Annotated in this window: 19 protein-coding genes; 6 read left to right on the top strand and 13 right to left on the bottom strand. The window is 68.5% G+C overall.

What is annotated here, in order from left to right; translation table 11 throughout:
* Positions 1-5: 5 nt before the first annotated feature.
* From ABZ297_RS05335 to ABZ297_RS05315, 5 genes are all read right to left on the bottom strand, one after another.
* Complete coding sequence (locus ABZ297_RS05335; RefSeq protein ID WP_355339734.1) at positions 6-359, bottom strand: hypothetical protein; 354 nt, start codon at positions 357-359, stop codon at positions 6-8.
* On the bottom strand, positions 356-550 hold the full coding sequence (locus ABZ297_RS05330; RefSeq protein WP_355339732.1) for a hypothetical protein: 195 nt from the start codon (positions 548-550) through the stop codon (positions 356-358). The genes ABZ297_RS05335 and ABZ297_RS05330 overlap by 4 nt, the downstream gene beginning before the upstream one ends.
* Positions 528-977 carry an ATP-binding cassette domain-containing protein gene (locus tag ABZ297_RS05325; protein ID WP_355339729.1) on the bottom strand — a complete coding sequence of 150 codons (450 nt, stop codon included), beginning with the start codon at positions 975-977 and terminating at the stop codon, positions 528-530. Before ABZ297_RS05325 ends, ABZ297_RS05330 begins: the two co-directional genes overlap by 23 nt.
* Positions 978-1,088: 111 nt before the next feature.
* The gene (locus tag ABZ297_RS05320; RefSeq protein ID WP_355339726.1) at positions 1,089-1,856 is read right to left on the bottom strand and encodes a helix-turn-helix domain-containing protein; all 768 of its coding nucleotides are present in this window, start codon (positions 1,854-1,856) and stop codon (positions 1,089-1,091) included.
* A gap of 308 nt (positions 1,857-2,164) precedes the next feature.
* A complete protein-coding gene (locus ABZ297_RS05315) occupies positions 2,165-3,652 on the bottom strand; it encodes a carboxylesterase/lipase family protein (protein WP_355339723.1) in 1,488 nt (495 codons plus the stop codon).
* Positions 3,653-4,128: 476 nt separating this feature from the next.
* Between ABZ297_RS05315 and ABZ297_RS05310 the strand changes: the two genes are divergently transcribed.
* The gene (locus tag ABZ297_RS05310) at positions 4,129-4,566 is read left to right on the top strand and encodes a nuclear transport factor 2 family protein (protein ID WP_355339720.1); all 438 of its coding nucleotides are present in this window, start codon (positions 4,129-4,131) and stop codon (positions 4,564-4,566) included.
* Positions 4,567-4,615: 49 nt separating this feature from the next.
* Positions 4,616-7,837: a BTAD domain-containing putative transcriptional regulator gene (locus tag ABZ297_RS05305; RefSeq protein ID WP_355339717.1), complete on the top strand. Its 3,222-nt coding sequence runs from the start codon at positions 4,616-4,618 to the stop codon at positions 7,835-7,837.
* Here the strand turns inward: ABZ297_RS05305 and ABZ297_RS05300 are convergent.
* The 3 genes from ABZ297_RS05300 to ABZ297_RS05290 all read right to left on the bottom strand — a co-directional run bounded on the left by ABZ297_RS05300 (position 7,821) and on the right by ABZ297_RS05290 (position 10,041).
* Positions 7,821-8,570 carry an ABC transporter permease gene (locus ABZ297_RS05300; protein WP_355339714.1) on the bottom strand — a complete coding sequence of 250 codons (750 nt, stop codon included), beginning with the start codon at positions 8,568-8,570 and terminating at the stop codon, positions 7,821-7,823. The two genes, ABZ297_RS05305 and ABZ297_RS05300, sit on opposite strands and share 17 nt — an antisense overlap.
* On the bottom strand, positions 8,567-9,505 hold the full coding sequence (locus tag ABZ297_RS05295) for an ATP-binding cassette domain-containing protein (RefSeq protein WP_355339711.1): 939 nt from the start codon (positions 9,503-9,505) through the stop codon (positions 8,567-8,569). The genes ABZ297_RS05300 and ABZ297_RS05295 overlap by 4 nt, the downstream gene beginning before the upstream one ends.
* A gap of 137 nt (positions 9,506-9,642) precedes the next feature.
* Complete coding sequence (locus ABZ297_RS05290; RefSeq protein ID WP_355339709.1) at positions 9,643-10,041, bottom strand: hypothetical protein; 399 nt, start codon at positions 10,039-10,041, stop codon at positions 9,643-9,645.
* A gap of 333 nt (positions 10,042-10,374) precedes the next feature.
* On the opposite strand from ABZ297_RS05290, the gene ABZ297_RS05285 reads away from it, so the two are divergent.
* A complete protein-coding gene (locus ABZ297_RS05285) occupies positions 10,375-11,856 on the top strand; it encodes an alpha/beta fold hydrolase (RefSeq protein ID WP_355339706.1) in 1,482 nt (493 codons plus the stop codon).
* Positions 11,857-11,893: 37 nt separating this feature from the next.
* On the opposite strand, the gene ABZ297_RS05280 is transcribed toward ABZ297_RS05285, so the two are convergent.
* Entirely contained in the window at positions 11,894-12,421 is a 528-nt protein-coding gene (locus ABZ297_RS05280) for a hypothetical protein (RefSeq protein WP_355339703.1), read from the bottom strand.
* Positions 12,422-12,499: 78 nt separating this feature from the next.
* A complete protein-coding gene (locus ABZ297_RS05275; RefSeq protein ID WP_355339700.1) occupies positions 12,500-13,225 on the bottom strand; it encodes a LuxR C-terminal-related transcriptional regulator in 726 nt (241 codons plus the stop codon).
* Positions 13,226-13,518: 293 nt separating this feature from the next.
* Between ABZ297_RS05275 and ABZ297_RS05270 the strand changes: the two genes are divergently transcribed.
* The 3 genes from ABZ297_RS05270 to ABZ297_RS05260 all read left to right on the top strand — a co-directional run bounded on the left by ABZ297_RS05270 (position 13,519) and on the right by ABZ297_RS05260 (position 18,746).
* Positions 13,519-14,847, top strand: a complete 1,329-nt coding sequence (locus tag ABZ297_RS05270; protein WP_355339697.1) for a M1 family metallopeptidase — start codon at positions 13,519-13,521, stop codon at positions 14,845-14,847.
* A gap of 390 nt (positions 14,848-15,237) precedes the next feature.
* A complete protein-coding gene (locus tag ABZ297_RS05265; RefSeq protein ID WP_355339694.1) occupies positions 15,238-16,821 on the top strand; it encodes a protein kinase in 1,584 nt (527 codons plus the stop codon).
* Positions 16,822-17,276: 455 nt separating this feature from the next.
* Positions 17,277-18,746 carry a multicopper oxidase domain-containing protein gene (locus tag ABZ297_RS05260; protein WP_355339691.1) on the top strand — a complete coding sequence of 490 codons (1,470 nt, stop codon included), beginning with the start codon at positions 17,277-17,279 and terminating at the stop codon, positions 18,744-18,746.
* Here the strand turns inward: ABZ297_RS05260 and ABZ297_RS05255 are convergent.
* The 3 genes from ABZ297_RS05255 to ABZ297_RS05245 form a co-directional block, all read right to left on the bottom strand.
* Positions 18,743-19,981: an RNA polymerase sigma factor gene (locus ABZ297_RS05255; protein ID WP_355339688.1), complete on the bottom strand. Its 1,239-nt coding sequence runs from the start codon at positions 19,979-19,981 to the stop codon at positions 18,743-18,745. The genes ABZ297_RS05260 and ABZ297_RS05255 overlap by 4 nt on opposite strands.
* Positions 19,974-20,315 (bottom strand): YciI family protein, encoded by a 342-nt coding sequence (locus ABZ297_RS05250; RefSeq protein WP_355339685.1) that lies wholly within the window; start codon positions 20,313-20,315, stop codon positions 19,974-19,976. Before ABZ297_RS05250 ends, ABZ297_RS05255 begins: the two co-directional genes overlap by 8 nt.
* 488 nt (positions 20,316-20,803) lie before the next feature.
* Entirely contained in the window at positions 20,804-22,039 is a 1,236-nt protein-coding gene (locus ABZ297_RS05245) for a hypothetical protein (RefSeq protein ID WP_355339682.1), read from the bottom strand.
* Positions 22,040-22,189 lie beyond the last annotated feature (150 nt).

Below are 22,189 nucleotides of genomic sequence, written 5' to 3'. Positions count from 1 at the left end.
GCGCACTATAGGCCCCAGCACACCAGACGGGCGGGCACGCGGGCGGCCTGGCGCGGAACAGGCACGCCCGCTGCCCGAATGCGCCGCGTGACCACGTCAATGGTGCTGGAGATCGTCGCGATCGACGCGCCGTCACGCGTGAGGACCAAGTTCTCACCGGGCTCGAGGGCGTCGATGAGCGCCACGACGTCTTCTGGAAGGCGGGTCACGTCGATTCGCTGCGTGGAGCGTGGGGCGCGTTTGCGGATCACCACGCCTGGGACACGCTCACGGCGGCGTGGCCGGCCTGCGGCGAGCAGGATGTCGATCTGGTAGGTCTCCGCCGCGGTGGGGCGCGTGATGGCGGCCGGGGTGCTCATACGTTCACGTCCTGGTGGTCGGTGGTGGCCGGGCCGGCCGTGTGGCCGGTCAGGGCGAGGAAGGCCTCGTCCAGGCTGGGCTGGCCGAGAGTGACCTCGGCGACGCCCACGCGGGCCTCGGCGAGCTGGGTCAGCGCGTGCCCGACCAGCCGGCCCACGTCTGTCGTGTCAGCCGGGGTGACAAGCAGCATGGACAGGGCGAGCGGGTCGGCGGCGAGGTGGACCGTCCCCTTCAGGGCGCCGGCCAGGACCCGTTGCGCTCGCGGCGCGGGACAGGCCGTGGAGACGACCGAGGCTGATCAGGTTCTCATACCCGGTCAGGTCCTCATCAAGGGCGGCGAACTGGCCGGTCACGGCCACCCGGGCCCGGATCGCATCCCGCTCGCTGACCACGTCGTGACCGAGGACACGGGCGGTGCCGCTGTCAGGCCGGGTCAAGGTGGCCAGGATGCGGATCGTGGTGGTCTTGCCCGCTCCGTTGGGGCCGAGGAACCCGAACACCTGACCGCGCCGGACCGTGAGGTCGATCCCGTCCAGTGCTCGGTTCTCGCCGTAGATCTTGACCAGGCCGTACGCCTCGATCGCTGGATGGTCCCCATCCGCGCTGTTCTTCGACATGCTCGACATGACTGCCAACATCGCAAGCGCGCAGGCGGGATGTCTTGGAAAATGTTCCACTCTCGTGGTCAGCGCGACGGGCATCGGTACTGGCCGTAGCGCTCGCTCACGTCACCTGCCAGATGCGTGCTTGGGGGGCCACGCGACATCGTCGAGCGCGAGAAACGGCGTGACCGCAACCGCAGTCGGCGTCATCCCGGCGAAGGCTATGACGTCTCTGTGCAGGTGGGACTGGTCGGCGTAGCCGCTTCCTGCCGCTACCAAGGCGGCGCTATGGCCGGCGGCGAGACCGTGGGCCGCGCGGTCGAAGCGGATGAGCTGGGCGACACGCTTGGGGGTGAGGCCGACCTGGGCGCGGAAGCGAGACCAAAGGCGCTTGCGGCTCCATCCGGTCTCGGCGGCCAGTCGTTCGACACGTACCTGCCCTCGGCTAGCCACCATCTGTGCCCAGGAGAAGGCGACTTCCGGGTCGACAGCTCGGCCTGCGTCCTCCCGCCGAGCCAGCGCAGCCTCCGCGATCGCGAACCGGTCCTCCCACGACCCGGCGGCACGCAATCGCTCTTGGATTCGCACGGCCTCTCGTCCCCAGAGATCATCGAGGGCGGCCACCGTCCCGCCCAGCTCCGAGGAGGCGCCGAAGACCGCGTATGCGACCCTCGGCGAAAGCCGCAACTGGAGGCACTCGGAACTTCTGGCCAGCCCCCGCCCCCGAGCCCTCATGGGTGCGAGCCCGGCGACGACGCTTCCTCGCTGCTGCGAACCACAGCCGTCTTCGATGACGAACGGTTCGTCGCCGAGGTCGAAGATCACCATAACCGCGGGGTGCGGGACCAGCGCGACGTCGCGGAGCTCATTCGCTTGGTCGCTGAACCCTGCCATCACGACCCCCGGCAGCCGGCCAGGACGCGACGGGACCGTGATCTCCCATCGAGGTACACCGGCGCGAACCAGCTCGGCTGATCCCACACCGACATGATAGGAGCCGCTTCGCGGCGGCCACAACGCGACCATTCTCAAGACACAGCTCGGGCGCGCGACACCGCGCAGCCCCGGTGCCCGGCAAGGATCCTTCCGCTGGCGGCGCTCTGCTGCTGGTTCTGGTCTCGTCCCATGACGCCCCCTTGTTGTCTTCGTCAAATGGATCGCCACGTTGAGCCACACGGTCGACACCGAATGACAACTGCCGATCAGCGTCGGCCGGCCCACCCCTCGCGCTCGGCACCGTCGGGGGCGTCGACGACGGTGATCCCCTCGTCGATCAGTGCAGTGGACCGGTCGGCCAGGGTGTATCGGGGCCAGCCCGGGTCGCCGTCGGCAACGAAGCGGACCCAGGCGCCGTGGGCCGTATCGGCGACGATTTGTGGTGGTTCGTCACCGATGAGGGCGTGGGTGGACTCCTCGTCGAGGAGGTCGAACACGTACGGGAGCTCCACCGCGTGGGCGGCGCCGAGGCGGCCGGCGAAGCTCGGCGACTCGTGGTCGAAGCGGTACATCCAGGTGTCGGCCGCGCCGGCATCGAGGCGTGCCTCGGCGACCCGGATCGCCGGAACCCGAATGAAGCAGTCGGTGGTCACGGCGGCGAGCAGGTCCCCGTTACTCGCTCCCGGCCGGGCTGCCCGGTAGCGCTCGACCGTCGCGTCGGGCGCGCCGAGGGCGCCCACGACTGCGGAGAGGATGCGCTCGTCGACGATGTCGATCATGCCGGTGGGGACGAGGCCGATCCGGATGTCGTCCCGGTTCCACCCGGCCAGGAGCCGCACGCCGCTGCGGGCGCCCCTTCTCAAGGCGTCGAGAGGGTGGTCGGGGAGGGTGTCGCCGTCGACGACCGGGGCGAAGGGGAGGCTTGCCCACCTGGCCGGATCCGGGGCGGTCTGGTTCTCCTCGACGAGGGCGGACGCCGCCAGCGCGAGCCGTTCGACTGGCACCTCGCTGAAGGCCTTGCGGGTCGGGGCGACCCCGAGCGACTCAGCCAGCCTTGAGGCGACGCCCGCGGCGGTCTCAGCCGTGAGTGTCTGGGCGGCCGCCCCGCTTTGGGCGACCGCCTGGCGGAACAGGCCTCGGGCGCGGGGCATGGCCATTAGGGTGATGACGCTCATGGCCCCGGCGGACTGGCCGGCGACGGTCACCTTCCCCGGATCGCCACCGAAGGCGGCGATGTTGCCCTGGACCCACTCGAGCGCGGCGATCTGGTCCAGCAACCCCAGGTTGGCGGTGCCGTCATCGAGGTAGAGAAAGCCCTCGGCACCGAGCCGGTAGTTGATCGTGACGCACACGACCCCGTCGCGGGCGAAGGAGGTGCCGCGGTAGCCGGCGGCGGATCCGGACCCCTTCGTGAACATGCCGCCGTGAATCCAGACCAGTACCGGTAAGCCTGCTCCCCGGGGGTCGGGGGTCCACACGTTGAGGTTGAGGCACTCCTCACCAGGGATCACGACCTCCGGGAACAGCGCTGCGATCTCCGGACCGTCGTTGCCTTTCGGGCAGGTCGGCCCGTAATCGGTAGCGCTGCGCTCGCCCTCCCACCGCACATGTGGCTCGGGAGGCCGCATGCGGCGCGCCCCGAAGGGCGGGGCGGCGTACGGGATCCCGAGGAACGCTGCCACTCCCTGGTCCATCCGACCCCGCAGCCGACCACTCGCCACCTGAACCTCTGGCGCGCTGTTCACGGCCGTCATCACCTCTCCTGCCGCTCGGAGCTCCGCGGCCTCCGCACGTGGAGCCGTACCAGACACGAGATCGAGCATCACAAGCTCAGGCCAGGGTGTCTTGGACGAATGTTCCGTTCGGTGGTCTCGAAGACCGCCAGTCCTGTCTGGGCTGCAGGTTCCTGATCGTTCACGACGCCCACGGCCCGATATGGTCTCGACCGGCGCCGCGTCTGCGATCGCCTGTGTGATCACCGAACCTCGGCGAGTTCACCGGTGGGCATGTCCACCATCCTCTTCATCAGCGGCTCAACGCGCCGTGCCGACATCACGCGTGTTCGCCGCGACTCAATGCGATCGGACTGATCTACGTGTCATCCATCGAGTACATGCAGAGGCCCGAGCACGCCACCGAGGCCGATTACGTGGGAGGTAATCGCTGCGGCGTAGGAGGCGCTGGCAAGGTGGGCTCGTCCAATCCTGTTGTGGTTCTGAGGAGGCTGGCCATGTCGGTAATTGCCACGTCCATGAGCACGCGAGCTGTGGTGGAGGAGTTGCTGCGCCGGATCGGTGCAGGCGACCCTGAACAGATTGCTGAGATGTACGCCGAGCACAGCGACTGGAAGTTGGACTGGCCCGAGGCGGAGCACGGCCGCGCCGCTACACCATGGATCCAGCACCGGTCCGGCCGCGCTGATGCTGCTGCCCACTACCGAGAGATCGCCGAGCATCACGTTCCTGAGGAGGTGGACACTCAGGTTGAGCGCATTCTGGTCGACGATGCTGACGCGGTGGTGTTGGGTGAGATTCGACAGACCGCCCGATCCACCGGGCGCGCTTATCGCGCCCGGTTCGCCTTGCACCTCACGGTCGAAAACGGCCTCGTCACACGACACCACGTCTATGAAGACAGCCTTGCCGTCGCCCAGGCCTTCGCGCACTGATCATCAACGGCGGCTTGCGTGAGGAGATGACCAGCGCCCTGACCGTCCGTTGAAGGTCGGCGGTGTTTGCGGACTGCGCGCAGTGGCGATTAGTCGGTTGTCGCCGGGGTTCGGCACAATTGCCCATGTGAGAGTCGGATTGCTCGGGCCGTTCGAGGTCCAGAACCGCGATGGGGCCGTGGTGGAGGTTCCTGGGGTTCGGCTGCGCGCACTGCTGGCCGCCCTCGCCCTCGAACCTGGCCGGATCGTCACGCGTGCGAGGCTGGTGGACTGGGTTTGGGGGGAGCAGCCGCCCGCGGACGAAGTGAATGCCTTGCAGGCGTTGGTGTCCAGGCTGCGCAGGGTGCTGCCGGACGGTGTGATCGAGGCCGATTCCGGCGGGTACCGGTTGGCCGTGGCTCCCGACGCCGTGGACGTGGGCCGGTTCGAGCGGCTGGTCGGCCAGGCCCGCACCGCCGAGCCTGCGGCACGGGCGGATCTGCTGCGCTCGGCCTTGGAGTTGTGGCGCGGTACGGCCATGGCGGACATCGCACTGCGAGGCAGCGATGCGTTCGACGCCGCGATCGCGCGTCTGGACGAACTCCACGTTGCCGCGCTCGGGGATCGGGTGGATGCGGATATCCGCCTCGGCCGTGGCTCGGAGTTGGTCTCCGAGCTGACCGAGCTGGTTGCCGCGTATCCGCTGCGGGAAGGGTTCGTGGCGGCCTTGATGCGAGCGCTCGCCGAGGCGGGGCGCGGGAATGAGGCGCTGACCCTGTACCAGCGGACACGCGAACTGCTCGCTGAGGAGCTGGGCGCCGATCCATCGGCCGAGCTCTCCGCGCTGCACACCGCGTTGCTCCGTGGCGAGCTGGGCGAGCGAGCGGAGAATCGCAGGACGAACCTCCGCGCCGAGCTGACGAGTTTCGTCGGCAAGGACAATGACATCTCCGCGGTCGCCGTTCTGGCCATCGGGCACCGGCTGGTCACCTTGACGGGGGCGGGTGGCGCCGGCAAGACAAGACTGGCCACGGAGACCGCGCGGACGATGCTCACCGAGCTGCCGGATGGGGCGTGGCTGGTGGAACTGGCCTCGGTGCAGGCAGGCGGTGACCTGGCGCAGGCCGCCCTGACCGCGCTCGGCCTGCGTGAGCAGCCATTGCTCGGTGGTGAGCGAGGCGGGGAGCCGATGGATCGGCTCATCGCCGCAGTCAGGGAGCGCGCGATCCTGCTGATCCTGGACAACTGCGAGCACGTGATCGAGGCGGCCGCGGCCTTCGCGGATCGGCTTCTGGGGGAGTGCCGGAGGCTGCGGATTCTGGCCACGAGCAGAGAACCGCTCGGTATCACCGGGGAGGTTCTGTGGCAGGTCGAGCCACTCGCGCTGCCCGCGATGGAAGCGAACCCCGCCGAGGTCGGGTCCTCGCCCGCGGTGCGGCTGCTGCGGGACCGCGCGGGTTTGGTACGCAAGGACATCGGCTCCGACGCGCACACCTTGTCGGCCATGGCGCGGATCTGCCGGGCGCTGGACGGGATACCGCTGGCGATCGAACTGGCCGCGGCACGGCTGCGCACCATGTCCATCGATCAGCTGGCACGTGGGCTCGATGACCGTTTCCGTCTGTTGACCGGCGGCAGCCGTACGGCGCTTCCCCGGCACAAGACGCTGCGTGCGGTCGTGGACTACAGCTGGGATCTGTTGACCGAGGCCGAGCGTGGCGTGCTGCGGCGGCTCTCGGTGTTCTCCGGCGGGGCGAGCCTGGAAGCGGCCGAACGGGTGTGCGGGGACGGGGCGTTCGCCGGGGAGCAGGTGCTCGACCTGCTGACCGCGTTGATCGAGAAGTCGCTGCTACTCACCGACGGCGAGGGCACGCCGCGCTACCGGATGCTCAACACCATCAGGGAGTACGCGGCGCACCGGCTCACCGAAGCCGGGGAGAGCGAGCTGGCGCGCCGGGCGCACCTCGCCTACTTCACCGAGCTGGTCGAGACGGCCGATCCGCACCTGCGCCGGGCCGAGCAGCTGGAATGGCTGGCCACGCTCGAGGCCGAGCACGACAACCTCAACGCGGCCCTGCGCGGGGCGATCGCCGAAGGATGGGCCCAGGAGGCGATGCGGCTGGTCGGGTCCGCGGGCTGGTACTGGTTCCTCACCGGGCGCAGGGCCGAGGGCACCGAGTTGAGCGTCGCGGCGGCCTCGATGCCCGGTGAGGTGTCCGATGAGGTGCGGGCGCTGGCCTACACCATCGTGACAGTGTTCCTGACCTCCGGGGTCGGTCGCGATCAGTATCAGGCGCAGGAGTGGATCCGCGAGGCGTACCGGATCACCCAGCGCAGCAGGTCTCGCCACCCCATGCTCGGGTTCGTCGCGCTTTGGGAGCGGATTCTGCAGGACCCGACGGACTTCCTGCCCACGTTGGAGCCGCTCATCGCGGACGATGATCCATGGGTGCGCGCGCAGGCCAGGCTCACGCGTGGCCGATTCCGGCTCACGCTCGGCGGCGACGAGACCGATGTGGACATCGACGCCGAAATCGCCCTTGCCGAGTTCCGCACGCTGGGTGACCGGATGGGGATCTCGTTGGCGCTGACCTTCCTGGCCGATCGGCTCGCCATGGGCGGCGAGTTCGCACGTGCGAGTGAGCTCTACGAAGAGGCGGGCACGGCGCTGACCGAGCTCGGCGTGAGGGAGGAAGTGGTCAGCCTGCGGGCGCGGCAGGCCCAGCTGTACTGGCTGGTCGGCGATGAGCGCTCCAGCGCGTCCGCCATGGAGGAAGCGCAGCGGTGCGCGGGCGGGATCACCTGGCCGGAGGCGCTTACCGACCTGGAGCTTGTGAAGGCGCAGCTGGCGCGCTGGCGCGGCGAGCCGGATGAGGCACGCCGGCACCTGGCCACAGTGCGGGCGATGCTGGGCGGCGAGGAAATGACCGGCTCGACCCTCGTCAGGGCCATGGACCTGCACGGCTATCTCACCGGGGACCTCGAGGAGGCCCGCGCGCATCGGAGGGATGCGTTCCGCGCGGCTGTGGAGACGACGTATCAGCCGCTGATCGCCGAGGTGTTGATCGGGATCGCGGATCTCGCGCTGCGCCAGGGACAGGACGAGCAGGCCGTACGACTGCTCGCGGCGAGCGACGGCGTGCGCGGCACACCGGATCGTTCGCAGCCGGACGCATCCAGGATCGCCGCGGACACGCGCGATCGCCTCGGTGAAACCGTGTTCACCGAGGCGACCCGTGACGGACAGCGGCGGGATTGGCATGAGCTGGCGGAGATCACGCTCGCTTCGTGAACGACGCGCGTGCCCAGAAGTAGCCGATCAACATGATCCCCACACACCAGGCGATCGCCGTGATGGTCGAGCCCGTCGACGGCGCGCCGGTCAGCAGCCCGCGCAGGGTTTCGATGATCGAGGTGAACGGCTGGTACTCGGCGAACTGCCGCGCACCAGGGCCCATCTTGTCGGCCGGCACGAATGCGCTGCTCAAGAAGGGAAGGAGCATCAGCGGGACGCCGACGAGGCCCGCGCTCTCCGGCGACTTCGACGCGAGACCGAACGCGACGGTCAGCCAGCCGATCGCCAGTACCGCCAACACGACGATGCCGATCACGCCGAGCCACTGCGCGAAACTCGCCGACGGCCGGAATCCCATCAGGAACGCGACCCCGATGATGAGCGCGATGGCCACCAGGCCCCGTAGCAGGGTCCCGATCACGTGCGCGTTCAGCACCGCGGACCGGGACACGCTCATGACGCGAAGCCGGTTGATGAATCCGCTCGTCATATCGGAGTTCACCGCGATCGCGGTGGGGCTGATGCCGTAGCAGATGGCCGTCAGGATCAACCCTGGCGTCGCGTAGTCGGCATAGTTGACGCCGACGCTGAACGCGTCGCCGAGCACGTAGACCATCAGGAACATCAGAACGATCGGCATGATGATGCCGTTGAACATTGCCAGGGGATTTCGCATCGTGTGGCGGAAGTTGCGCCGCAGCATGGTCGCGGAGTCCGAGATGACGTTCATCGTGCGTTGACCTTCTTGTTCTGGGGACCGGTGAGGGCGAGGAAGACGTCATCCAGGTCCGGTGTATGCACCGACAGTTCCTCGACGTCGATGGAGTGCGCATCGAGCCGATCGAGCAGCGCGCGCAACGACCGCACCCCGCCGTCGCCGGGTACCCGCAAGGCCAGCTCTTCGGCGTCCATGGTGGACCCGTGCAGGACCTGTGCCGCGACGTCGAGTGCGTGCCGATCGGCGAACCGCAGCCGGACATGGCTGCCGGGAACCCGGCGCTTGAGCTCATCGGCGGTGCCCTCGGCGACCAGCCGCCCCTGATCGAGTACCGCGATACGGTCGGCGAGTTCGTCGGCCTCTTCCAGATACTGGGTGGTGAGGAAGATGGTCGTACCGCTGGCGACCAGTTCCCGGATGATCTCCCACATGGTGCGGCGGCTGCGCGGATCGAGTCCCGTCGTGGGCTCGTCCAGGAAGATGATCTGCGGCTCGCCGACCAGCGTCATGGCAAGGTCCAGCTTGCGGCGCATGCCGCCGGAGTAGGACGCCGCCGGTTTGCCCGCCGCTTCACCCAGATCGAACCGGTCGAGCAACCGGGCGGCTATTCGTCCGGCCTTGGGCAGGTGCAGGAGATCCGCCATCAGCAGCAGGTTCTCCTCGCCGGTGAGCAGGTCGTCCACCGAAGCGAACTGCCCGGTGACCCCGATCGCCGCGCGCACCGCCTTGGTCTCCGTGACCACGTCGTGCCCGGCGACGACCACCTTCCCGGCGTCGGGGGTCAGCAGCGTGGTCAGCACGTTCACCGTCGTGGTCTTCCCGGCGCCGTTGGGCCCGAGCAGGGCGAAGATCGTGCCGGCCCGGACATCCAGGTCGATGCCGTCGAGCACGATCTTGTCTTTGTACGCCTTTCGCAGCCCCGAGGCCGCGATCGCTGAACCGTTCATGGCATCCACGATCGCCGACCGCTCTGATACCAGGCCGTTGTCGTGCTGACACGGCCGCTGACACGGCCCCGCATCAGACCTGATCGCCGCCGGAACCTCCGCCGGCCTGGCGTGTCGCCCGCACAGCACGTTTGTTGCTAAAAGATCGGGACTCCTTGCTGGGTTGCCTGGTCGAGCAACTGGCGTCCCGCAAGAGGGCTCTTCAGGTGAAACTGATACCTGCGGCCGTACCCTATGTACGTTGAGTCAATTCCGTGCTCCCAAGGAAAGAGTGGTTCGCAATTGTTGCGAGCCTTGATTCCCAGAACGACCTGCTTGGCGGATTCTGATACTTCGGTACCGGTGACCTCCTCGCAAAACTTTCCATCGGAGCCCGGCTTGCCAGTGACAATTTCGGCTGTGATCGTGCGGCCATCGGAGCCGACAGCAGCGGTTTCGATCGGATACCAATCTGCTTGCCGGGCGCATCCGGCGGCCAGGAGGGCGCCGATTACCGCTACTACCATTCGGAACGGAAATCTCGCACGATCCACCATGCTTCACTCCGGATCATTCAGGTTGCCTTGCGTTCCTTGATATCGCCGCCGTACGCCTTGGCGGCCAGTCTGATATCGGTGAAGCGCGCCTGACAGCCTCCCGAGGTTACCGCTCTACCGCCGCTGATGATCCCCTTGGCAGTTCGCCCCCGGGTGCCGACGACATGCGCTCCTGCGATGGGGGCATTGAGGCGGCTCGGCCGTAGAGCCGTGATCATTGCCTGACGAAGGCCTGGTCCACCCTGGAGAGTAGGACGAGGATCCTAGATCGCCTCTGCCGAATCCATCTCGAGGTAGGAAGAAACCGCCGGTCCGCGACGGCACGCTGGGATCATGATCGCGATTCGCGCAATGAACCTGAGCACACGCCGCGGCGGCGTACGCGGTAGGAGCACATGGCCGGTCATCGCCGTGATAGCGGCAATGCTGGCGGTGATGGCCCCGGCGGCGTCAGCTTCCCGTGATGACGGGCGGCTGAGGTGGCGGGACTGCGGGAGCGAAGGCGTGCCCACGGACATGCAGTGCGCCTCGATCGAGGTGCCCGCGGACTGGGCGAAGCCGGAGGGGCAGAAGATCACGCTGGATCTGGCCCGGCTGTCGGCCACCGAGCCCGCACGCCGGATCGGCAGCGTCCTGGGCATTTCCAGTGGTTACGGGATCCAGGACCTGACCCGTTCCGCAGCGGATCTCACCGAGCTGCGGCGCAGGTTCGATCTGGTCGGCTACAACACGCGTACCACCACGTGGATCGCACACATGCCCCAAGCATGCACGCAGCCCGGGGGGTTCCTGCACGACCCGCGCAACGCAAAGGAACTCGCGACGATGGCCGCCGCGATGAACGACGCGTTCACGCAGTGCCGGCAGGCGGACACGACGGGGCTGTTCGCGCACTTGGACGCCGTGTCGATCGCCAGAGACACCGAGGCGATCCGCAAGGCGCTGGGCGAACAGCGGCTGAGCTTCATGGCCAGCGGCATCGGCGGGTCGGCGGCCGCCGCGTATGCTCGTCTGTTCCCGCAGCGCATCCGGGCCATGTATCTCGACGGAGTGAACAACCAGACCGAGGGCTGGCCCGCGCAGCGGCTGCTGGCCCTGCCCGTCATGCAACAGATGTTCACCAGGTTCGCCGACTGGTGCACGAAAACTGCCGCTTGCGCACTGCATGGTCAGGACGCCGAGGCGGTGTGGCGCAGGCTCCTGCGAGATGCTGATCGCCATCCGATTCCGGTCACCTCATCTCAGTACGGCGATGGGAAGCTGACTGGATGGCTGCTGACATCCACCCTCCCTCTCGATCCGGGGCGGCAGAACGCCAACTGGCTCACCTTTGCAGACGCGGTGGACAAGGCGCGGAGTGGGGACGGGTCAGGGTTCGCCGATCAGGCCCTCTACAACGTGCGGTACGCGGCAACGCCGGCAGCGCAGGTGATGAGTTGTGGGGATGACCGCGGATACTCCAGCTATGCCCAGCTTGAGGACTTCCGTAGGAAAGCGCGGAAGATCTCACCTGAGTACGCGGGAGCGGCAATCGACGCGCTCGGCTGCACAGGCTGGCCACTGCCGGTCGCCAATCCATCCCGCCCGCTGCTCACGCGGGGTCTGCCGCCCTTCCTAGGGGTGGGCACCACGTGGGTCGACTACACCTCGACCAAGAGCTTCACAAGCATGATCCCGGGATCGGTGACCATTCCCTACGACGGGCCCGGTCACGTCATGTACCTGTCGGGCAAGAAGTGCCCGATCCGTCACGCCACCAGATACCTGATCGACCTGACACTCCCGGAACCGGGCGCAGTCTGCCCCACCGAATGATCAACGCTTAGGGTCAAGCCAGGGTGGCGATGTGCTCCTAAGCCGTCCGAGCCGTCGCGGCGCGCCAGCCGAAGGTGACGGCGCCGGCCAGGAGCACCACCCCGGACAGCACGCCGCTGACGAGCGGTACCCAGGCGACGGCGGCCGTCGAGGCCAGAACGAGGCCGGCAGTACCGAGCAAGGTCAGCACCCCGCCGGGCACGGCGATGCTCCGGTCCTTCCAGATCGGCGCCAACGCGATGAAATGCACGCCCACCACCAACGCCACCCAGGCCACGTTGGCCTGTTCAGGACGTCCCCATGCGGCCAGTACCCGGAGCCCGCCGAAGAGCAGGATCGCCTCGGCGGCCACGACGATCAGGTAACCACGGCTGAACATGTTCCGCCGCGGTCCTGCGGCGGGCCGCTGTTTCCGGGCGGTGGTGAACCACATGGCGACCACGCTCGCGGCTGCCAGGCAGGCGGCCAGCCGCAGGAGGTTCACGCTCACGGCGTTCAGCGGGCTCTGCGCGTTGACAACCACGAAGACCGCGCCGAAGACCGCGCCAACCAGTAATCCAGTCATTCTCTGCATGACGTCATTGAAGTCCTCGCCGCACCCCGCCTGCATGGGGGCTGGGGCGAGGACGAGGTCGGCCTGGCACTACCTCGCCGTGCCGCGCAGGTAGGCGAGCACCGCCAGCACCCTCCGGTTGTCGTCCTGGGTCGCGGGGAGCTCGAGCTTGCCGAACACGCTGGCCACGTGCTTGCCGACGGCCGCCTCCGTGATCGACAGGGCGCGGGCGATGGCGCCGTTGGAGCGTCCTTCGGCGATCAGAGCGAGCACCTCGCGTTCGCGCGGGGTCAGCCGGTGCGTCGGCTCGCTGACCTCCCGGGCTCTGGACCAGGTCTGCTCGAACAGGTCGATGAGGGTGGTGATCAGACTCTGCTGCCTGATCACCAGGGCGCCCGGCGAGTGGGCGACTGGGGTGATCCGGACGAACGCCACCGCGCGATCGAAGACGAGCAGCTGCTGGATCGGCTCGTCGACGACCCGGTGCAGGTCACCGGCGGCGTGCAGCTCCCCGATCCGGGCCGCCTTGCGCGGGTCGTCCAGCACGCTCGAGTGGATGATCGTGCGCATCGCCATGCCGCGCCGCAGCTCGTCCAGCACACTGAGGCGGCTCTGCTGCTCCTGGCGGCCGGTGTCCGGCGAGCCCACCGGGTGCATCGCGCGCAACTCGCCGGCCGTGCGGGCGGCCTGTGCGATCTGCTGCCGGACGAGTTCGCTGTCGTCCAGTCGTTCGACGTCGACGGGGATGCCGCGCAGCTCCCCCACCACCTCTTTCAGTCGTTGGGCAAGCTGGGCCAACGACGCACTCTCGTCCACATGCCTCCTTTGCTCCGATCACGTCGCCCTCGCCCCAGCGCGACTGCTACCTGCAGATTCTGGCCGGTGCGATCGGCGCAGCGCTAATTGGCCCACGACTCCGCTGACGTCGCCCTGCACCGCTGCGTCGCCCGCCCGGATCGTCCGGTGGACCGGCAACGGGTTTGCTCGGCCTACAGCTGAGACCATCCCGACCCATAACACTTCCTGTCATCGATATTGACCCGTATGACCTAAGAAGTTACGTTTCGTCGGCAGATCGGGGGCCCCAGCGTCACACAAGGAGCCAGCCCATGATCCGAAGAATGCTGACGTTCTGCGCGATCGTCGCGTTACTCGCCGGACTCTCCACCCCCGCCCTGGCGGCGGACGCGACCCGTACACCAGGCTCGCCCTCCTACACCGTGACTCTCACCAGCGACTCCTCGGGCACCACGTGGACCGGCCACGAGAGCGTCAGCTTCACGAACCTGTCCGCCGATCCCCTCAACGAGGTCTATCTGCGCCTCTGGGACAACTTTCACGGAAGCTGCCCGTCCACGCCGATCACGGTCACGAACGTCACCGGCGGTACGCCCAGCCCGCTGACCGTCGCCTGCACAGCGCTGAAGATCACCCTCCCCGCGCCGCTCGCCCAGGGGCAGAACGGCTCGGTCGGCTTCGACCTGAGCATCGTCGTGCCCAGCGGCGCCGACCGGTTCGGCCACGACGGCGCGTACAACTTCATCGGCAACGCCCTCCCCGTGCTGGCCGTACGAGACGGCGCCGGATGGCATCTGGACCCCTACACCAACAACGGCGAGTCCTTCTACCAGCTCGCCAGCGACTACAACGTCACCCTGGACCACCCGAGCTCGCTGCTCGTGCCCGCGACCGGCACCTCTGTGGACACCCCCGGCAGCGCCGGCCGTACGATCACCACCGCGACCGCCACCCACGTCCGCGAGTTCGCCTGGGCGGCCGGCCCGTTCACCAAGACCACCGGCACGACCAGCACGGGCGTCACCGTGAACGTCTTCCGCGTCAGCGGCGTCAGCTCCTCCAGCGCCACCTCGATGATGAACACCGCCAAGAACTCGCTCGTCGCCCACGCCGACCGCTTCGGCGCCTACCCCTACGACGAGGTCGACGTCGTCCTTGACAACAACTTCTGGTTCGGCGGTATGGAGTACCCGGGGTTCGTGCTTGACGTGGTCAGCTCCACCGCGCTCGCCCATGAGCTCGCCCACCAGTGGTGGTACGGCATCGTCGGCGACGACGAGTACAACACCCCATGGCTGGATGAGTCCTTCGCCGACTACGCCACCGACCTGTACCGGGGAGTCAGCGGCACCAACTGCTGGAACAGCGTCTCCTGGCAGTCGTCGGCCGAGAAGATCAGCAACTCGATGGCCTACTGGGACGCCCATCCCAGCCGGTACAGCACGGTCGTCTACACCTACGGCAAGTGCGCCCTGCACGACCTGCGCCGCCTGATCGGCACGTCGACCATGCAGACGCTCCTGCACGACTACGCCGCCTCACACTGGTACGGCATCTCCACGGTGGCGGACTTCAAGGCCGCCGCCCAGGCCGCGACGACGGTCGACCTGTCGTCGTTCTGGACCACGCACCGCATCTAGGCCTTTCGTGGCCACGTGCCGCCCATTCGCCCGCCGCCTCCTCGTCCAGAGCCTGTACGGATGCGCACAGCGGCGGGCGGATGCTGGACCCCGAAGAGTTCCATCCGGGACGCATGGCGGCGGCGTTTGATCGGACCGGATATCGGCCGGCGTGTTTAGTGGATTATGGCCGTTATGAGAGGGTCTATCGCTCAGGCATCGCGGGGGCACCACCACACTTCTGCCACCCCAAGCCATCACATAAAGGGCAGTAGATATCAGAAACGATGATATCGGGCTAAATCTTCCACAGGAAGATCCGATTGCTGAGTGAGCACTCTGACTTATCTCTTAACTAGCCACGACGCCGCTCTGATACGATCTCTGCTCCCTTGACTGGCTGGAGGCTTGGTGGCCGAAGTGCTGGCCCTGTTAGCTGAAGACCCCCGGACGGTCGGCCCCTACCGCCTGGAGGGGCGGCTCGGGGCGGGCGGGCAGGGCACCGTCTATGTGGCGCGGGGCGACGACGGCGTGCTCGTGGCGGTCAAGCTGCTACACCCGCACCTGATGGCCGACCATCGCGAGCAGCGACGCTTCCTGCGCGAAGTGGAGACCGCCAAACGGGTCGCGCTGTTCTGCACGGCCCAGGTGCTCGACTCCGGGTTCGTCGGAGGCAGGCCGTACATCGTCAACGAGTTCGTCGACGGACCATCGTTGCAGACCGCCGTGGAGGACAACGGTCCGCGCGGCGCGGCCGCTTTACAGCGACTGGCGATCAACACCGCGACCGCCCTGGCGGCCATCCACGAGGCAGGGGTGGTGCACCGCGACTTCAAGCCCGGCAACGTGCTGCTCGGGCCCGACGGGCCGGTCGTCATAGACTTCGGCATCGCCCGGGCGCTGGATCTCAGCCAGTCGGTCGTCAGCAGCCAGCCCATCGGCAGTCCCGCCTACATGGCGCCCGAGCAGATCGCCGGCGGCGAGGTCGGGCCTGCGGGCGACCTGTTCACCTGGGGCGCGACCATGGTCTACGCGGCCACCGGGCAGCGCGCCTTCGCCGGCAACTCGATCCCCGGCATCCTGCACACGATCCTGCACGGCGAGCCGGACCTCGGCGGGCTGGAGGGGCCGCTGCGGGCGCTGCTGGAGGAGTGCCTGGCCAAGGACCCAGCCCGGCGACCCACCGCCACCCAGGTGATCGAACGTCTGCGCGCGCTTCCGTCCCCTGCCTGGCACACACGTCCGGTCGCCCGCTCGGCAGGCTTCGCCGCCCCAGATGCGCCCGGAGTTCCGGTCGGTGTCCCGACCGCTCCTGGAGCCGCTGTCGTACCTGCTCAGAAAAGGGGCGGTCGGCGGCGCGGCCTGATCATGGGGACGGCGAGCGCGGCGGCCTTGCTCGTCGCCGTGGTGACCGGCTACTTCGCCTTGGTGCCCAGAGACTCCGACAACCACACGGCGGGGGTGACGCTGGCGATGTCGCTACCAGTGACTTCGCCTACCCCCAGCGCACGTGAGACGCCGACCGCGCATGGCACGCCCACACCGGGGGCCACCAGGGAGTCACTGTCGGCCGAGGCCGTGCCCAGCATGAGCCCCGTCAAGCCGAGCACGCCGAGCCAGACCCGCAAGCCGTCGCGCACCAAAGCCCCAGTTGAGCCCACCACCAGCGCGCCCACCACCGACGCACCCACCACGAAGCCGACCCACAAGCCCGTGAGAAAGCCGACCAAGACCACGCCACCCCCGAGCGACGACCCGCCCGCGGCCTCCCAAGGGACGATCACCCTCGACGACGCCCAGGCATACTGCAAGGCACAGGGCTACAGCATGGTCTCCAATAACTGGAACTCTCTGTCGTGCTTTGGTGGCGCGAGCTACGCCCCGGTGAGCATCACCCCGACAACGGTGTGCCAGTGGAAGTACCAGGGCCGCGACGCGGTCGCCGAGCAACCTCCGAACGCGTGGGCGCTTGAGCGGACCTGCCGGTTGTCATGACGCGCGTCCAGCGCTCAGACCGCCGACATGACCCATCCGCACGCCCATCCGCGCGCCCGTCCACAGGGCCCTCCAAGCGCCCGTCCACCCGAACGACGGTTCCGGTCCCGACGGTCAAGACCTGCACGACGACCAGGACGGGCAAGGTCACGACCCGCCGCTGCTCCTGACCCCGGCCTCGGCGGCCAGGACACCGTGTCCCGGCTTCTCGATTCAGGCCGCCGGGTCTGACCCCTCGCGACGGGCGTCCGTCCTGCCATCGTGCACAGGCGCGCGTGCCCGTCCGTGAAGCGCCCGCGCGCCGCAGAAGGCCGGCGGCCGCGATCGGTGAGCATTTTTGAGGAAGACATCGCAAGATCACTGTGCGACGTTCTTGGTGACGAACGTCTCGCTAACGGAGGGTCTCGCGGCGGATCTCAGGGGGCCGCCGCCGCCGGTCATCGATTGGGGAAATCATGTTGAACCGACGGCAGTTCCTGGCGCTCGGCGTCACCGTGGGCGGTGCGGCGGCGCTGCCGTTCAGCCAGCTGATCCCTGCGGACGCCAACGAAGGGGAGCCGATCCACAAGGGCTACCACCTCGGCAAGAGGGTCAGCGGCACCGGGGTGCGGCCGGCCGTGACGGCGTTCACCGAGCAGATGCCCGTGCCGCCGGTGGTCCAGCCGGCGCAGTCGGCAAGCGGCGTGGACATCTACATGATCCCTATCCGGGCCTCGACCGCCGAGTTCATCCCCGGCCTCAAGACGCCTGTGCTGACCTACGCCGGCTCGTTCGTCGGGCCGACGATCCGTGCCAGGACCGGCCGTCCCGTGAAGGTGTTGTACGCCAACCAACTGGACCAGCCCGCGAACGTGCACCTGCACGGCGGCCACGTGCCCGCGGTCAGCGACGGCCACCCCATGGACGTCATCCAGCCCGGCCAGACCCGGGTGTACGACTACCCGAACCTCCAGCAGGGCGCGACCCTGTGGTACCACGACCACAGCCACCACACCGAGGCCGAGCACGTCTACCGCGGCCTGCACGGTTTCTACCTCATCGAGGACCCGGCGGAGCAGGGGCTCGGGCTGCCGAAGGGGCAGTACGACGTGCCGATCATGCTGCGCGACGCGGAGTTCGACAAGGACGGCGGCCTGATCTTCTTCGACGATCCGGCGAACCGCACCACCATCCTGGCCAACGGCAAGATCCAGCCGTTCTTCCCCGTGGCCGCGCGCAAGTACCGGATCCGCCTGCTCAACGCCTCCAACGAGCACGTTTTCCAGCTGAACCTCGGCGGCCAGGAGATGGTGCAGATCGCCTCCGACATCGGCCTGCTGCCCGCGCCGGTGCCCCTGACGGAGCTGGTGCTCGCCTCGGCGCAACGGGCCGAGATCGTGGTCGACTTCTCCCGTTTCGCCGTCGGCACCAAGCTGGTGCTCTCCAATGGGAGCGAGCCCGTCCTGCGGTTCGACGTGGTGCGCGAGGCCCTGGACCTCAGCCACCTGCCCGCCACCCTGCGCCCGCTGCCCCCGTTGCCCACCGCCACGACCGAGCGGGAGGTGGCGATGAGCTTCGACCTGTCGAGTACCAGCCCGGTCGGTCTGGTCAACGGCAAGCCGTACGACCCGAACAGGGTCGACTTCCAGATCAAGCGGGGCAGCACGGAGATCTGGAACGTCATCAACGCCGACGCCATCGAGGGCGTCGACATCGACCACACCTTCCACATGCACATGACGCACTTCCGGGTGCTGGACCGCGACGGCGGCAAGCCGCCCCTGCCGCAGGACGCCGGGCTGAAGGACACCGTGCGCGTCCCGCCGCGCTCGAGGGTGCGCGTGCAGGCGACCTTCCCCGACTACCTCGGCAAGTTCGTCTACCACTGCCACTACCTCGAGCACTCATCCCTCGGCATGATGGCGCAGATGGAGATCGTCTCCTAAGGTCGGCGCGCCTCGACGGCGGCCAGGCGGCGCCGGAGGTGGGCGCGCTCGGGCTCGCTCCCGGCCGCCTCAAGAGCCACGCGGTAGGCCGCGGCGGCCTCGGGAAGGCGGCCGAGCCGGTGCAGCAGGTCGGCACGCGCCGCCAGGTAGGGATGGTAGCCGCGCAGCCGCGGCTCGCCGGCCAGCTCGTCCAGCAGCGTCAGGCCCGCCTCGGGCCCGTCGCGCATGGCCACGGCCGCCGCCCGGTTCAGCGCGACCACCGGTGACTGGTCGAGCGCGAGCAGCACGTCGTACAGGGCCACGATCTGCGGCCAGTCGGTCGTGGCCAGGTCCGCCGCCTCGTCGTGGAGCGCCGCGATCGCGGCCTGCACGCCGTACACGCCGGGCGGGCCGCCGCTCAGCGCGGCCACCACCAGCGCCGAGCCCTCCTCGATCATGGCCCGGTCCCAGCGGCCGCGGTCCTGCTCGTCCAGCAGCACCGGCTCGCCGTCGGGACCGGTACGGGCATCGCGGCGCGCATGGATCAGCAGCGACAGCGCGAGCAGCCCGGCGACCTCCCGCTCGGCGGGCAGCAGCCGACGCAGGATCCTCGCCAGCCGGATCGCCTCCTCGGTCAGGTCCAGCCGCTGCAGGTCGGGGCCGGAGCTGGCCGCGTACCCTTCGGTGAAGATCGAGTAGACCACCTGGAGTACACCGGGCAGCCGCTCCGGCAGTTCGTCCGCGCCGGGCACGCGGAACGGGATGCGGGCCTCACGGATCTTCTTCTTCGCCCGGACGATCCGCTTGGCCATCGTCTGGACCGGCACCAGGTAGGCCCGCGCCACCTCCGGCGTGGTCAGCCCCGCCAGGCAGCGCAGCGTCAGTGCCCCGCGGTCCTCGGGGGGCAGCGCGGGGTGTGCGCAGGTGAAGAACAACTGCAGCCGCTCGTCCGGCAGATCGCCGTCCGCGTCGGGCGGCGGGGCGTGCGCCGCCCGCTCCGCCTCCACCTGCAGGACGGCCAACCGCGCTGCCAAGGCCCGGTCGCGCCTGAGCCGATCGACCGCCTTGCGCCGCGCCGTCGTCATCAGCCACGCGCCCGGCTTGGGCGGCACGCCCTCGACCGGCCAGTGCTTCAACGCCGCCTCGATGGCGTCCGAGGTCACCTCCTCGGCGAGGTCGAGATCGCCGAAGCGCCGCACCAGCGCGGCCAGCAGCCTGCCGCGCTCCTCACGGAAGACCGCTTCGACGTCACGCATCGAAGTCGGCGACCGGGCGCACCACCACCGACCCGCCGCCGCGCGCGCCCGGGCAGCGGGCGGCCCAGTCGAGCGCCACGTCCAGGTCCGGCACGTCGATCACGTAGAAACCGCCCAGAACCTCCCGGGTCTCGGCGTACGGCCCATCGGTCACGGTCCGCGCGCCGTCCCTCCCGACGCGCACCGTCGTGGCGGTCACCAGATCGGCCAGCGACTCGCCGGACACCCAGATGCCCGCCTCCCGCACGGCCTTGTCGTAGGCCATCCAGTCTTCGACGGTGCACGGGTCGTCCTGGGCGGCGGTACCGGCGTTGATCAGCATCATGTACTTCACGGTGTTCCCCTTTTCGTGGAGGCAGCGTACGGCAGGCTCGCCGCACGCCATCACCACGAACGGACCCCGGCCAGATGGACACGGCCTCCCAACAATTTTCTCCCCACGCAACCACCCCCTCGAGCCGCCGCCCGCGCCAAGGCGGGCAGTAGGGCGTTTCGGTCGTACGGCGAGACGGACCGGCGTGCCAGGCCCTCGCCCGGCGCCGTGCGCTGAGTGGGGATGGCGGCCTGGCATGGATGATCGCACGCCGTTGCACGAGGCCCCAGCGGACACCGGACGGCACGCGCCCGGCTCGATACGACTACTGACCTCGTAGCCCTCCGGGCGGGCGGTCAGGCGGCATAAGGCCAGCTCCTTTCAAGCCGCGCGCCGTCGCCTGGTGATGGTCCCGATCGCGGGCAAGCAGATCGCCCGCCGCTCGCCAAAAACGGCAACCGCAGAGTCGCGGGTTGCGGTTACGACCGCAGTCGCCCGGGTACTGGCGGTCAGCCGCCGGGCCTGGTGAACTCCACGCCGTCGAACCGGAACACCGTGATGCGGCCGGGGTAGTCGCTGACCGCCAGAAGTCGCCCGTCGGCGGAGAAACCAACCGCCTGGTACCAGCCTGACCGCTCGCCGGGTACGGCGAAGTGCGGCTCCAACGGCTGTCCGTTCGCAACGTCATAAACGATGACCGGGCCACGGTCGAGGACGCCGGCGAGCAGGGTGCCGTTGGGTGACAGTGCGAAGTCACTCAACCGCTCGCACCCGTACCGCTCGTCCTCAATCGCCCAGCACAAGGCACCGGATTCCACCGAGACGCCAAAGCATCCTGACGTCGCGCCGCTCGCGACAAGGATTTGCTCGGCCCCGTTGAACGCCAGCTTGTCGAACCGGCGGCTGATTCCCTGGAGTCCTGCTGGGAAGGGGAACGGGGCGGCGAGCACTCGCTGACCAGCGTCGACATCCCAGATCTCGAGGTCGTACTCCGTATCGCGGTTGTCCGGGTCGTGGGCGAGGCCGACGAGCCGGCCCGACGGCGACAGCGCGGCGGTGGTCTGGAAGCGTTTGCCTGCCGGAAGATCGAGGCACGAACCGCCGTCCGGGCCCAGCACTCGCGGCGCGTGATCGTTGTCCACCACCAGCATCCGCTGACGGGCGGTGTCCCACCCTGGCCGGGTGTAGGGCAGGCGCTGGACATGACCGGTGGCGAGCGCCACCGTGTAGCTCACCTCCACGAAGGTGATCGTGTCGCGGACGGTGAACGTCAGGTGCGATCCGTCCGGCTCGAACGTCACAGTATGGATCAGCGAGTACTGATACGCATCGGTGTACACCACCTGGCGGGCGCCGGTCCGTAGGTCGACTGTCTGCACATCGGAGCCGGCATGACCGATCCGGTCGGGGATGCCGCGTGCGACCGCAACGGTGTGGCCGTCCGGGTGCAGAGCGATCGCCACGACGCCGTTCGTCGCCCGCGTCGCGCACTGGACGACGACGTCGCCCGGTTCGGTTGCGGCGACGTCGTGGAGCAGGGCGTACCCGTCACGCATCTTCTCGGCGACGATCTTCTCCAGGGCCTCGCGCGCCGCGCCCCCGTCATCGAACGACTTCGTGCGCCCCTGAGGCTTCCCGGTACCGGCCCACCAATTCCGGTGCAGCTCAGCCCCGTCGACTCGGAGTTCCAGATACTTAGGCTTCGAGGCACCGGGATGGGTCAGGAGAATCTGGTCACGATCCACCCGCGGCATCATAGAGGCCTCCAGCACACAAGTGGGCAGCCCAGCTCGACCGCTAGGCAGGCGGCCGTGCCGCTTCTAACCTGTTTACGGCTGTCGGTACTTTCGATCCCTGCCAGGTAGTCGTCGTCTGATGGAACAAAGAACCCGCTC

This window comes from Nonomuraea sp. NPDC005983, from assembly GCF_040614375.1.
Lineage (GTDB): Bacteria > Actinomycetota > Actinomycetes > Streptosporangiales > Streptosporangiaceae > Nonomuraea.
This window is presented reverse-complemented; position numbering and strand designations above follow the sequence as displayed.

Bases quoted from the DNA above. Each gene is read 5' to 3' on its own strand.
- ABZ297_RS05330 (WP_355339732.1), bottom strand. From the start codon at position 550: ATGCTGCTTGTCACCCCGGCTGACACGACAGACGTGGGCCGGCTGGTC.
- ABZ297_RS05320 (WP_355339726.1), bottom strand. From the start codon at position 1,856: ATGGCAGGGTTCAGCGACCAAGCGAATGAGCTCCGCGACGTCGCGCTG.
- ABZ297_RS05280 (WP_355339703.1), bottom strand. From the start codon at position 12,421: ATGACTGGATTACTGGTTGGCGCGGTCTTCGGCGCGGTCTTCGTGGTT.
- ABZ297_RS05335 (WP_355339734.1), bottom strand. From the start codon at position 359: ATGAGCACCCCGGCCGCCATCACGCGCCCCACCGCGGCGGAGACCTAC.
- ABZ297_RS05285 (WP_355339706.1), top strand. From the start codon at position 10,375: ATGATCGCGATTCGCGCAATGAACCTGAGCACACGCCGCGGCGGCGTA.
- ABZ297_RS05315 (WP_355339723.1), bottom strand. From the start codon at position 3,652: ATGACGGCCGTGAACAGCGCGCCAGAGGTTCAGGTGGCGAGTGGTCGG.
- ABZ297_RS05300 (WP_355339714.1), bottom strand. From the start codon at position 8,570: ATGAACGTCATCTCGGACTCCGCGACCATGCTGCGGCGCAACTTCCGC.
- ABZ297_RS05295 (WP_355339711.1), bottom strand. From the start codon at position 9,505: ATGAACGGTTCAGCGATCGCGGCCTCGGGGCTGCGAAAGGCGTACAAA.
- ABZ297_RS05270 (WP_355339697.1), top strand. From the start codon at position 13,519: ATGATCCGAAGAATGCTGACGTTCTGCGCGATCGTCGCGTTACTCGCC.
- ABZ297_RS05310 (WP_355339720.1), top strand. From the start codon at position 4,129: ATGTCGGTAATTGCCACGTCCATGAGCACGCGAGCTGTGGTGGAGGAG.
- ABZ297_RS05290 (WP_355339709.1), bottom strand. From the start codon at position 10,041: ATGGTGGATCGTGCGAGATTTCCGTTCCGAATGGTAGTAGCGGTAATC.
- ABZ297_RS05255 (WP_355339688.1), bottom strand. From the start codon at position 19,981: ATGCGTGACGTCGAAGCGGTCTTCCGTGAGGAGCGCGGCAGGCTGCTG.
- ABZ297_RS05325 (WP_355339729.1), bottom strand. From the start codon at position 977: ATGTCGAAGAACAGCGCGGATGGGGACCATCCAGCGATCGAGGCGTAC.
- ABZ297_RS05260 (WP_355339691.1), top strand. From the start codon at position 17,277: ATGTTGAACCGACGGCAGTTCCTGGCGCTCGGCGTCACCGTGGGCGGT.